8 protein-coding genes are annotated in these 13,002 nt (G+C 63.4%); 5 read left to right on the forward strand and 3 right to left on the reverse strand.

What is annotated here, in order from left to right; translation table 11 throughout:
• The 5 genes from tssF to OKW38_RS04735 all read left to right on the forward strand — a co-directional run bounded on the left by tssF (position 1) and on the right by OKW38_RS04735 (position 6,555).
• Positions 1-1,881 carry a type VI secretion system baseplate subunit TssF gene (gene tssF, locus OKW38_RS04715; RefSeq protein ID WP_090810718.1) on the forward strand — a complete coding sequence of 627 codons (1,881 nt, stop codon included), beginning with the start codon at positions 1-3 and terminating at the stop codon, positions 1,879-1,881.
• Between the two features lie 2 nt (positions 1,882-1,883).
• A complete protein-coding gene (gene tssG / locus OKW38_RS04720; protein ID WP_090811834.1) occupies positions 1,884-2,951 on the forward strand; it encodes a type VI secretion system baseplate subunit TssG in 1,068 nt (355 codons plus the stop codon).
• The gene (locus OKW38_RS04725; RefSeq protein ID WP_429360216.1) at positions 2,948-4,021 is read left to right on the forward strand and encodes an ImpA family type VI secretion system protein; all 1,074 of its coding nucleotides are present in this window, start codon (positions 2,948-2,950) and stop codon (positions 4,019-4,021) included. Before tssG ends, OKW38_RS04725 begins: the two co-directional genes overlap by 4 nt.
• 72 nt (positions 4,022-4,093) lie before the next feature.
• Complete coding sequence (locus OKW38_RS04730) at positions 4,094-5,110, forward strand: fimbrial protein (RefSeq protein ID WP_429360217.1); 1,017 nt, start codon at positions 4,094-4,096, stop codon at positions 5,108-5,110.
• Positions 5,111-5,151: 41 nt separating this feature from the next.
• The gene (locus OKW38_RS04735) at positions 5,152-6,555 is read left to right on the forward strand and encodes a GlcNAc-transferase family protein (RefSeq protein WP_429360691.1); all 1,404 of its coding nucleotides are present in this window, start codon (positions 5,152-5,154) and stop codon (positions 6,553-6,555) included.
• On the opposite strand, the gene OKW38_RS04740 is transcribed toward OKW38_RS04735, so the two are convergent.
• The 3 genes from OKW38_RS04740 to OKW38_RS04750 form a co-directional block, all read right to left on the reverse strand.
• Entirely contained in the window at positions 6,460-9,894 is a 3,435-nt protein-coding gene (locus tag OKW38_RS04740) for an RHS repeat-associated core domain-containing protein (protein WP_429360219.1), read from the reverse strand. The two genes, OKW38_RS04735 and OKW38_RS04740, sit on opposite strands and share 96 nt — an antisense overlap.
• A 16-nt stretch (positions 9,895-9,910) precedes the next feature.
• Complete coding sequence (locus OKW38_RS04745) at positions 9,911-10,177, reverse strand: PAAR domain-containing protein (protein ID WP_090810707.1); 267 nt, start codon at positions 10,175-10,177, stop codon at positions 9,911-9,913.
• Between the two features lie 89 nt (positions 10,178-10,266).
• Positions 10,267-12,981 (reverse strand): type VI secretion system Vgr family protein, encoded by a 2,715-nt coding sequence (locus OKW38_RS04750; protein ID WP_429360220.1) that lies wholly within the window; start codon positions 12,979-12,981, stop codon positions 10,267-10,269.
• Between the last annotated feature and the right edge of the window lie 21 nt (positions 12,982-13,002).

Raw genomic sequence — 13,002 nt, forward strand, 5'->3', positions numbered from 1 at the left:
ATGGACCCACGATTTCTCGACTACTACAGCCGCGAACTGACCTACATGCGGGAAATGGCCGGCGAGTTCGCCGCCCAGCACCCGAAAATCGCGCGCCGCCTCGGCATGGAGGGCATCGACGTTGCCGACCCCTACGTGGAGCGGCTCATCGAGGCGTTTTGCTTCATGTCGGCGCGCACGCAGATCAAACTCGACGCCGAATTTCCGCGCTTTACGCAGCGCCTGCTCGAAGTGGTCTATCCGAACTATGTCGCGCCGACGCCGTCGATCGCCGTCGCGCAGTTGCGTCCGAGCCTGCGCGAAGGCGATTTCACGAGAGGGCTGAAGGTGCCCCGGCAAAGCATGCTGCGCTCGGCGATCCCGCCCGGCGAGCAAACCGCGTGCGAATTCCGCAGCAGCCAGGACGTCACGCTATGGCCTATCGAGATCGCTGAAGCCCGGCTCAGCGCCGTGCCGCCGGATATCCCCGACACCGATCGCCATCTGTTGCCGCACCTGCAATTGCGCGGCGCGTTACGGCTGCGCCTGCGCACAACAGGCGAAGTGAAGTTCAACCAGATGACAGACTTCGACCGGCTGCCCATTTACATCGGTGGCGACGAACGTATCGCTTCGCATCTGTTCGAGCTGATCCACGCCGGTAGCGTCGCCTCCGTCGTGCGCGCGTACGGCGCGTCGAGAGACGAAGGGCACGTGGTCGCGAAAACACCGGTCGAATTTGAAGGTCTGCAAGCGCAACAGGGTCTGCTGCCGCTCACGTGGAATACGTTTCACGGCCACAACCTCCTTCAGGAATACTTCGCATGCCGCCAGCGCTTCTATTTCTTTGCGCTGACGCAGCTCGCGGCGGGTCTCGCGCGCGTGGACAGCAAGGAGGCCGAGGTCGTGCTGCTGCTCGACCGCCTGCCGGAAGAGCTGGCCGCGCACGTCGACGCAGCGCGTTTCCTGCTGTTCTGTACGCCGGTCATCAACCTGTTTCGCAAGCGCACCGACCGCGTCGAAATCAATCGCGCGCAAACCGATTTTCATCTGCTCGCCGACCGCACCCGGCCGCTCGACTACGAGATTTTTTCGGTGTCGCGCGTATTCGGTCAGCGAGCGCAAACATCGCTCGAAGTCGAGTTCAATCCGCTTTATCAGACGCTGCATAGCGACGTGGGCAACCACGGCCGCTATTTTTCGGTGCGCCGCGAGCAGCGCGCGCTGTCGGCCAATGCACGCAAGTACGGCACCCGTACGCCGTATATCGGGACCGAGGTCTACGTGTCGCTCGTCGATCAGGCGGAGGCGCCGTACGCTGACGACATCCGCTACCTGTCGGTCGAAGCGTGGGTCACGAACCGTGACCTGCCGCGCCTGATCCCGCGTAACGGCAAAACCGACCTCACGATGTCGGACTCCGTGCCGATCGAGGGCGTGCGCCTCGTGCATGCACCGAGCGCGCCGCGCGCGCCGTACGCGAGCGGTGAAACGGCGTGGCGTCTGATCAGGCAGTTGAGCTTCAACTACATGCCGCTCGCCGAACTCGACCACGGCGACGGCGGCCAGGCGCTGCGCAACATGCTCGGCCTCTTCATCGCCCCAGGCGAGCGCGAACAGGCACGGCAGATCGAGGCACTCGTCGGCGCACGCACTGAACCGGTGGTCCGGCGTCTGCCGGGCGACGGACTACTCGTGTATGGGCGTGGCGTGCGCTGCGAACTGACGGTCGACGAAACCGGCTTCTCAGGCATCAGCCCGTATCTGCTCGGACTCGTGCTCGAGCATTACCTCGCGCGCCACGTCTCGATCAACGTGTTCACCGAAACCGAACTTCGTTCGATGCAACGTGGCCTGATCACCCAATGGCGGCCACGCATGGGCGGACGCGGAGCGGTATGAGCATGGATGGGGCAATGGCGAGCGCCGTCGCGCCAACGCGATCATCGCTCGATCCGCAATCGCTCGACGCGTGGTTCGATCCGGACACGCCGTGGCAGTCCGGCTTCCTGAGCCTGCTGCGCGCTATCGCCGCGCGCGATCCGCTGATGCCGTTGCCGGGCACCGCGAGTCTGCCGCAAGAAGAGCCGTTCCGGATCGGTCAGCAACCCACTCTGGCGTTTGCGCCACGCGAAATCGCGTCGCTCGGCATGCGAGACGGTCGCCTCGACGTGCGGCTGTTCGGGCTCGGCCTGTGGGGGCCGCAGGGGCCGCTGCCGCTGCATATGACGGAGCTGGCTCACAGTCGTGTGGAAAGCCACCAGGATCATGCGCTCGTCGGGCTGGTCGATCTGTTCCATCACCGCGCGCTGTCGCAGTTTTATCGCGCGTGGGCATCGGGGCAAGCCACCGCGTCGCTCGACCGTGCCGGCGACGAAACGTTTTCGTTCTACGTCGCCAGTCTGATCGGCGTCGATCCGGCCGAGGCGGAGCAGTCCTGTCTGCCCACGCACTCGCGCTACAGCGCGGCGGCGCACCTCGTGCGCGAGGCGCGGACTCCGCACGGCATCGCGGCGACGCTCTCGCATTACTTCGGTGTTCCGATGACGATCGAAGAATTCGTGCCGCACTGGATCCATCTGTGCGCATCGGAACATACGAGGCTCGGGGTGCCGGGGCCCGCGGCGATCATCGGTGAATGCGCCCAACTCGGCGAGGCAATTCCCGACCGGCAACACAAGTTCCGGCTCGTCGTGGGTCCGCTCGACCTCGATCAGTATTTGCGCCTCACGCCGCACGGCGAGGACTTGCCGACGTTCGTCGAATGGGTGCGAGCCTTCGTCGGCCACGAATACGCGTGGGAGGTCAAGCTGCTCGTCAACCCCCGCGCGGCGCCACCCGCCTGCATCGGCACGTCGCAGAGACTCGGCTACTCGACGTGGCTCGGTGATTCCCTCGACGACCTGCCGGTCGTCGGCATGGTTTTCGAACCTGAACAGTACAACGACCGACCCCGGAGTTCCCTCGCATGAACGCCAACGCTCCCGCCGTCGTGCTGCGCTACGCCGATCTGCTCGAACCGGTCTCCGCACACGCGCCTTGCGGTCCCGATCTCGAATACGATCCGGCCTTCGTGATGCTGCAGGCGGCCACGGCCCCACGCGCCGAAGCGCAGTACGGCGACTTCGTCGACGTGCCGCCAACGGCCAATTGGGCCGACATTGAACGCGACTGCCGCGCGCTGCTGCTGCGGACAAAAGACATCCGCCTCGCGGTGATCCTGCTACGTTGCCGAACCCGGCTCGACGGCGCGGCTGGCCTGCGCGACGGACTGGCACTGCTGATGGCGATGCTCGAATGCTATGGCGAAGCGCTCCACCCGCTGCCCGTGTTCGAAGGCGAGCGAGACCCGGCGATGTTCGCCAACGCGATCGGCGGACTCGTCGAACCGGATGGCACGCTGGCCGATGCGCGCGACATCCCGATGCCGAGGGCGGCGGGGCTTCAACTGCATTTGCGCGATATCGAAAAATCATTCGCGACGCCGCGCCAGAAGGACGCGCTCGCCCCTGAATCCGTCGCCCGGTTGCTCAAGGAATTGTGGGGCCGACGCGACGCGGCAATGGCCGCACTGGTCGAAGCGCAGTGTCTGACGCAGCGCATTGCCGCATGGTGCGATGAGATGCTCGACGCCGACGCGCCCGATCTCGGCGCGTTGTCCCGAGCGCTGGAGCCATTCGCGCAGCATCGGGTGGGCGGCGGCGGGTCCGCGCCAGCGCCCGCCCGAGCCGTCAACGAGCAGGACAACAAGCAGGACAACGACAGCGTGCGTGGACCGGCGTCAGCGATCGTGGCTGCGGCGACGCTACCGCAGTCCGACGCGCCGACCGATCTGCCAATCACTGCGCCTTCTCCAATGGATCGCTGGAGCGCGCTCGCAGCCATTCAGGAAACACGCATGTGGTTCGAGCAAAACGAACCGAGCAGTCCTGTCATTGTTTTGCTGCGCCAATCGGAACGAATGGTGGGCAAACGGTTTTCAGAACTCGCCCATATCATTCCCGCCGATTTACTCGCTAAATGGGACGTAGCCGACAGTTGAGGCGACGTGCGCGCATGTGCGACTTTCCCCGCTGTCAGCCCATTCAGTCCGCCGGTCAACCAACAACTTCCAATGAAAAGACTCATTCATTTTCTTATCCTGGTTTGCTTCGCGATACCCCATTTCGCGTTCGCCACCTGCATCCAGTTGAAGCCTTCGCAAATTTCCGAACTGCTGTCTCAAGGCTACATCGCGGGACAACCATTAGCGGTCAACATACCGTTCCGGGAAAGCTCGGTATCGATCGATCCGGCGTTACCGGTCGGCTCGGTGATCGCCACGGGCTTGTCGCCGGCGTACGCGACCTATGCGAACTTCGCGGACTGCACCAACGGGGGCACGGTATCAATACAGTATTCCAACGCAACGCCGTCCGTTGTATTGGGGGCTACCGTCTATAACACGAACGTCCCAGGCATCGGCTTTCGTTTGACCTATCTTCGTGCAACCGGCGTGAACTCGCCACTTCCGTTTACGCCTTCCTTTCCCGCGGGCGAACCCGATCAGGTTATGTATGGGCGCTTCGGCATTGGCTCGCAATTCGAGATCGAACTGGTCAAAACGGGCGACATCGCAAGCAACGTCAACGTGATACTCAACACCGTGGGAGCCGGCGTCGCCGAGGGTGACGGCAATCGGGTCGTGACCATCACAGGCGGCAGCATCAACGTCAAGGTTCTTCCAAGTTGCTCGGTCAATACCAGCACACTGAACATCGATTTCGGCACGTTCGGCCCGAGCGATGTGTCGACCACAAGCGGGCCAACCCAGCCAGTCGACTTTACGGTGCTCTGCACCGGGCCCACGCCACCGGCTTCGATTACTGCCGTACTTTCCGGAACCCCCGATACAGAAGATAGCAGCATGTTGAAGAACACCGGCGCGACGCATCTCGCGATTCGTTTGCGGGATGTTTCAACCAACACAATCTTCAGGCCCAACGATCCGACGAGCACCCTCGTCCACACACCGCAGGGCGCGATGCAATCGCCGTTTGCACTCGAGGCGACGGTGCTGCGCGTCGGAACAGCAACGCCGAGCGCAGGCAGGATCCAGGCAACCGCAACAGTCACGATGACCATTCTTTGAATCGACTATTCAATGACGAAGGTCCACCAGAATCAACGCGCATGACCCAGTTATCCGTCACACCGCCGCACTCGATCTTCGTGCAAATCGCGAGTTATCGCGACCCGCAGTTGATCCCCACCCTGCTGGATTTGATCCAGAAAGCTAGAAAACCTGATCTACTACGGATCATCGTCTGCTGGCAGCATGCGCACGACGAGACGATGATCCAATTCTGGCAGCACGGCTTTGGCAATTGGCGAACCGAGCAGACCGACAGCTGGACCATCCAACATCTCAGTCATCGTGAAGCGAAAATCGAACTGATCGACGTGCCCCACATGATGACGCAGGGCGCATGCTGGGCTCGCAATCTGGTCCAACAGCGATACGGCGGCGAGCGCTACACGCTGCAACTCGATTCGCACCACCGCTTCGTCGACGCATGGGACACGCTCGCAATCGAGATGCAGGAGTCTTTACGCGATGCAAGTCCGAAACCCGTGCTGACCGCCTACCTTCCGATGTACGACCCCGAGAACGACGACGCTCGATCCAGCAACGAGCCGAGCATATTGGCCTATGCAAGGTTTTCCAGGGAAGGGGTGGTCCTGTTTCGCTCGAAGACACTCTCCGACTGGAGAACGCGCATTCGCCCGGTCCGTTCGCGCTTCTTCAGCGCGCACTTCGCATTTGCCGACGGTCACTTTGCCCAGGCGGTCCAGCACGATCCTGACTATTTCTTTCACGGCGAGGAGATTTCGCTTGCCGTCCGTGCGTTCACCCACGGCTATGACCTGTACAGTCCGCACAGGCTGATCGGTTGGCACGAATATCTGCGCTCATACCGCGTCAAGATGTGGAACGACCACAATCACGAGGCCAAGGAACGGGGTGAAATCGACGAGCCCTGGCACGAGCGCAACGAGCGCTCGTTGCAGCGCAATCGTGCTCTGCTCGGTATCGACGGAGAAACGTTGGCTGACGTTGAGTTCGGCAAGTATGGACTCGGAGCGGAACGCACGCTCGCCGATTACGAGGCCTACGCGGGCATCGGCTTCAAGTGGCGCGGTGTCCAGCAGTCGGTATTGAATGATGTTCCACCAGTCGCGGGCACGCAACGTCCCGACGAAGCGACATGGAAAGCTTCTCTGCTACGCGCAAACGACGTCCGTGTGTGCGTACATCAGAATGGATTCGACAGGCATCTGGTCACGCCCGGCGTCGAGCACGCGCTGCGGGCCGCGACGTCAGTCACCGTCGTGATTTACGGCAACGACGAGACGGTACTGCGCCGCGAGACCGTCGACGGCAGCGGTCTTTCCCGACACCGAAAAAACGGCTGGCTCGACTTCCATGTGATTTTCGAATCAGAACTTGGCCAGCTCCCCGCCTGCTACGTCGTGGAGTTGTTCGACGACGCCGGCAAGGTATTGAGCCGGGTCCGGTGCGCCATCGATGCATGACGCATCCGCGACGACGACGCACGGAAACGCCTCCGGCGTCGCGCGGCCGACAGGATTGCACCACGTCAGCGGATTCGGCGCGTAGCGATACGGACTGGCTCCGCCTTCGCCGTTGCGATCGGGGCTGATGTAGCGGCCCGCGTGAGGATCATAAAAACGCGCACCGTTGTAGTACAGCGTGGTTTCATCGTCCGCGTATTGGCCGGCATAACGAAGCGGCTGCGCAAACGCGTCGCTGCTTAGCCACTCCGGCGTCACGAGACTGCCCCACGCCCGGTAACGCCCGCGCCATGCCACCTGGCCGGTCTCATCCGTGAGCGCGACGGCCGTACCGGCGACGTCAGTGTGATAGTGATAGACCTGCGTGTTCTTGATCGCGCCATCATCGGTGAGGGTCTGGTCCACGCAAGCGAGCGGCGCGAAGCCGGTTGAGCGGTCGGGCTCGGGTTGATACAGGTACGTGCGCAGTTCCATCGCGCGCTGCTGCTGGATCAGTCTGTGTCCTTGCCACAAATAGCGCGTGAGCTCGTCCTGTTCCGGCGTCGATGACTGCTGCGCACGCCGTGACGAAGCGGGTTCGACACGCCTGCCGATACGTCGACCGATCGCGTCGTACTGATAGCGCACGGTATAGCCCTTGCGATGCGCGGCGATGACGTGCCCCTCCGCATCCCAATCGAGCGATAGCGTATGGTTGCGGCCACGCCTACGCACCAATTGCCCCCACACATCATAGTCATAACGATGTCCGCGGCACTCCCCTAACCGGTGGTCGGGATAAACGGCCGGGAACCAGCTGCCGCCAGGCGTATCGAGCAGATTGCCAGCGGCGTCCCACGTGAAATACTCGATGTCCCCCTTCTCCGACACCGAGCGCAACAGACAGCCACGCCGGTCGTAGTCGTACCACGTCTGACCGTCGGCCTCGGCGCCCGTCCTGACGATCACGTCAGCGAGACTGTAATCGGCTTCGCGCCACAATCCGGCGACAGGTTCTGTCGCGCAGCCCGGCGTATCCACGTCGCGCCCCATCACCGAACGCCACCACACCGGCAAGCCGAGCGACGAATAGCCCGTATGCGTGCGCAAACGGCCTTGCGTGCGCGCAACCGGACGCCTCATCGCGTCATACCAGAAGCGCGCAATCTGTCGATCGTCCAGTTCGACGAACGCGACAGCGCCAGTTTCGAAGCGACGCATACGCAACTCCTGCCCCTGTGGCAGCTGGATCGCGACAAGGCGGCCAACGACGTCGTATGTGTAGCGCAGTGTGCCGTTTGCGCCGTGCTCGGCGATCAGACGGTCACCGGCGTCGTGTTCGAAGCGGATCTCATCCGCTCCGATTCCGAGTAGCTCGCCTTCTCGTGTTGGCTCGCGGCTCACGCAGTCGAGCAATCCGCGCGGCCCGTAGCGATACATATAGCGGTTGTGCGCGGTCTCACGCCGGATCAGACGGCCCGCGCGGTCGTAGTCGAACGTTTCGCGACGCTGTTGCGCGCCCGCCTTCCACGTGAGACAACGGACCTGCCCGGTATCCGCATAGTCGAAGTTGCGTTCCACGCCATCGGCATCCGTGATCGACAGGCAACTGCTCGCATTCCACCGAAGCAACTGCACCGCGCCGTTCGCGCTTTCGATTCGAACCGGGCGCCCATGCGCATCGTATCGACGCACGATCACGTGCCCCTCTTCGTCGACCGCGCGTACGACATTGCCACGCCGGTCTCGATACCAGTGCCGGCTTCGGTCACTCGGGCCGACGAACGACGTCCGCTGGCCAGCCGCGTTCCACACATGACGCTCGGCCTGTCCGTCCGGACGCGTGATGGTCAACGGTCGGCCGAGCCCATCGCGCTCGATTCGCGTGACCGCGCCGAGCGCGTCGGTCACACTGACCACGTAACCATTGACGTCATACTCGTAGTCCGTCGTGCTTCCGCCAACTCCGGTGCAACGTGTCACCTGCCCCCACGCGTTATGCGCGAAGGTCGTGGCGACCCCCTGCGCATCCGTCGAGCACACGACATCGCCATCGTCACCATAGTCGAAACGCGTGAATTCTCCAGACGGGGTTTGATAGTGCAACGGCTGCAAGCGATCGTTGCGTGCCCACATCCACACACGGCCATCGCTCAACGCAACTGACACGGGCTCGCGTGACGCAAACGCATACTGCGTCGAGCGGGTTGCGCCCTGGAGATCCGTCTCACACGCGACGCGTCCGAGCCCGTCGTATTCGACGTGAACCACCCGCTCGCCGGGCAGTTGCATGGTGAGCGGCGCGACGGCGTCGCCGTAGTCGAACCGGTAGCGCCGGTCGTCGAAGTCTGTGTGCGACAGCACGCGGCCCTGCTCGTCGTATTGCCAATGCGCCGTGTTGCCGAAGACGTCGCTGACCTCACTGGTCCGGCTATCGAAGTCGTAGGCGAAGCGCTCACGCGCGCCTTCTGACGTGACTCGTCGAATCACGCGCGCGGCGCCGCCGATCGTCTGCCACACATAGCGTGTCGCCATTCCGAGCGCGTCTGCTTCTTCGACGATCCGCCCATCGCGGTATGCAAAGCGACGCACGATTTCGCCGACCCGGTTGCGTACCTCGGTGAGTTCGCCGCGCTGGCTGTAGCCGTACTGGACCAGCGCGCCGGTGGGACCGCCGTCGACACACTCGACAGCGCTCAGACGCGCGCCCATCCGCGCTTCGTAGTGCATGCGCAGCTCGTGGCCGCAGGTTCCACGCATGCGCAGCAAGCGCCCGCCGGGATCCCAGATCAGGCCGATCCGCTGCTGACGAAGATCCTCGACGTATTTGAGCCGTGCGATTCCGTTCGCGTCGAAGTCGCCGAACACGCGGTAATGCGGCGTCAGATCCGCGACGACGAGGCGTCCGTCGCTCAGATGCGCGATGTGCAACTGCGCAGCCGACGCAATTACCTGCGACCCGCGCCCGGGAAACGGCACGCTGAGCGTGCTGCCGTATTCGTCGGTGTAGAGCAGTTGATCGTCCCGCTTGTGCAGCGTGACTTCCCAACTCGTGCGCCAACCGACGCCGAGCAGCCCGAGCGCGTGCTGCGCGCTCGAATAACAACGCGACCATACGAGCGGAAGACGGCCTCGCAGCCTGAAGTCGGTTTGGTCGGTAGGTAGGCAGACTTTGCTGCCGCTGATTACCTCGACCGAGCCGCACAGAATGCCCGACAGCGCACGACGCATCCGAAAGCGGTCGACGACGTCGCCGAGCCGCTCACAGCGATCGAGCAACGGTCCGACACTGGCGAGGGGCAATACGGCGCCGGGCAAGCCGACCAGCTCGCCGCCGATTCCCGCGACTCCCGTCGTCACATGGCCCCCATCGTCATCATGAACCGATGCGCACGTCTGGCGAGCCAGCGGAACACGGCGCGCCACACGAAACCTTGCCGCCAACCAATGCCGCCGGCACGTTGTTGATCAACACCGTACCCGAACCCGCGACCACAGCTTGCGAGCACGGGTGCAGCGCGCAAACGGCAGAGCTCATACCGACGAGCGCCGCAGGCAATCGATTGATGAAGACCGTCGGGGAACCCGAGACGATCGAACCGCCGTGTCCGATCGCATCGCCTTTGCGAGCCGCTGGAAACATGATCGATTTTCTCCTCATGGAAACTGAACGTCCGTGCAGGGCGATGCGCGAAGGCATTCGCCGTCTGCACGGTATTCCGAAATACGCTGTTACGCGTCCGAGCCGGTTGCCGGCGGTGGTTCGATCGGCGGCGGCGGTTCCTCCGAGGGCGGCGGCTCTTCCGACGGTGGCGGCTCTTCCGACGGTGGCGGCTCTTCCGATGGCGGCGGTTCCTCCGATGGCGGCGGTTCTTCCGATGGTGCCGGCTCTTCCGATGGTGCCGGCTCTTCCGAGGGAGGCGGCTCCTCCGACGGCGGCGGCTCTTCGGACGGCGGCGGCTCCTCCGACGGTGCCGGCTCCTCCGACGGTGCCGGCTCCTCCGACGGTGCCGGCTCTTCCGATGGCGGCGGTTCCTCCGAGGGCGGCGGTTCCTCCGAGGGCGGCGGTTCTTCCGATGGCGCCGGCTCTTCCGAGGGCGGCGGCTCCTCCGACGGCGGCGGCTCTTCGGACGGCGGCGGTTCTTCCGACGGTGCCGGCTCTTCCGATGGCAGCGGTTCTTCCGATGGCAGCGGCTCTTCCGATGGCGGCGGCTCTTCCGACGGCAGTGGTTCTTCCGTCGGCAGCGGACATATCGTCGGAAGCGGCTCGTCCGATGGAGGTGGCGGAATAACTGGAACGTCCAGCGCATCGAGCACCACTACAGGAACTGGCACCGTCACTGAGCTGCCGCATTCCTTGTCACCGGGGTTAAGGTCCAGCGGCGTGCCTTGCACCACGACACGGGTGTCACCCTGGATGCGGATCGACTTACCAATGAGCTTGATCTCGCCATCCTTGTTCATGGTCAGCGAGGACTTGCCGCACACGATAGACAGCGCCTTCCCGGCCGACAGCGAATAGGCTCCGCCTACCGCGTGCGTCGACGCGCCACCAACCGTGACCGTACGTGCACCGCCCACCGTCAGAAGGGAGGCACCCCCAACCGCGGTCTCCTCCGCCCCGCCAATCGAGACAAAGTGTGCAAGACCCACGGAATAGAAGGCGACACCCTTCACCCTTACCGAGTACTTGCCGCCGACGATCGTGCTGGACGTTGCGCCGACGGTCATGCTGTGCGCCGCGGCCACGCCGATCGTGTAGTCGGCACCGACGACGTGTGACTCATTCAGCTTCGTCAGGCGGTTCATGTCCCGTTCCGCCTGCAAAGTGAATTCCTCGGCACCCGCCTTGTCCTCGAAGCGGATGCTGTTGTAGTTCTGCAGGCCCCCTTCCATCGACCGGCTCATGAAACCGCTCTGCGTCGCGTTGCCTGGCAGGTCATAGGGCGGACGCGTCGCCGCGTTGTACAGGCTCCCGGTGATCAGCGGACGATCCGGGTCGCCGTTCCAGAAGTCGACGATGACTTCCTGGCCGATGCGCGGAATGTAGATGCCACCGAAACCCTGACCGGCCCACGCCTGGCTCACACGGACCCAGCAGGAGTCGGTTTCGACGTTTCGGCCGTAACGGTCCCAGACGAAGCGGACCTTCACGCGGCCGAATTCGTCGGTCCACAGTTCCTTGCCCTCGGGACCCACGACGACAGCCGACTGCGGCCCGTTGACGACCGGCTTCGAGGTCTCCCGCGGCAGTCTGAACACTTCGCTTGTCGGTTGCACGTCGAACTTGTTGCTGCAGGTGTATTCGTAGCCGCTACCCGATTCGTCCGGCGTACCGGTCAGGTCGAGCTTCGTACCGATGACGAGGTATTCGCAGTTCGCGGCCGTATAGTCGTAGTTGGTCAACACGAACGTCTGCCCGCACGCGAGTCCCCGTACGTTACCTTCGCCTTGCGCTCGCGTACCCGGCGCGCGCAGTGCTTCCATGCGCGTACGCGCCAGCAGTTCACCGTGGCTGCTGTCGGTGTAGTCTCCCGGCCAGTCGTAGCGCTCGAGCAGGTTCCAACTGGTGTCGCGCGGTTGCTGATTGATCGCCCGCATGTCGGCGCGCGAACGCGTGAAGTCGAAGTCGCTCGTCACGTAGTGACCGGTGCACAAGACTTCGGCCGTCGAAAACGCGCTGATGTATTCGGTGTCGGTCTTGCCGCCCTGCGGTTGGAACGCCAGCGTCCGGTATGACGGGTTCGGCGAGTGGCGGTGCGCGCCAATGTGATCGCACAGCACGAGCCGGTGCTTGCCGTCGGCATGCTCGAAAAACCAGTAGATGCCCCACTCTTCCATCAGGCGATGAATGAAGTCGTAATCGGTCTCGCCGTACTGGACCTGGAACGTGCGCGGTTCGTTGGTCGGACTCTCACCCTCGAGCGCATAGCGGCTCACGTCGAGGCGCTTTTCGACCGGGTACGGATAGTCCTTCAGCACCTCGTCGATGATCTCGATGACCGTCCTGTTCTGGAAAATCTTGTAGTCGGTCGTCAGGGTCGCCAGCCACAGCCACGGCTTCAGCACGACACGATAGACGTTGTAGCGGCCTTCCCGACGCAGGTATTGCGCGGCGACGACGAGTCCGGTGATTTCGCGCTGACATGCTTCGGTGTCGGCGCTCGGCTGGAGGTCGATCGCGACGGTCATTTCCTTGCCTAGCAGCGCCTTCAGGTCGAGGTTGGCACTGACGGCAAGCGGTACCGTGTAATCGTCAGGCGTGCGCAACAGCAGTTCGTACTCAAACAGCTTGCCGAGATGCTCGTCGCCGTTCAGTGACATGAACTCCAGCGCCGGCTGCGTCTGTCCGTCCGCGGTCTGCCCCGGCCACCGCGGTATCGCCGCGCTGGATACGGTCACTGCGCGGCTTTGCACACTTATCGCGTTCAAGGGATTACTTGACATGCACTCCTCTAAATTCTCTAT

Origin of the sequence: Paraburkholderia sp. MM5496-R1, assembly GCF_050436205.1 — a bacterium.
Lineage (GTDB): Bacteria > Pseudomonadota > Gammaproteobacteria > Burkholderiales > Burkholderiaceae > Paraburkholderia > Paraburkholderia tuberum.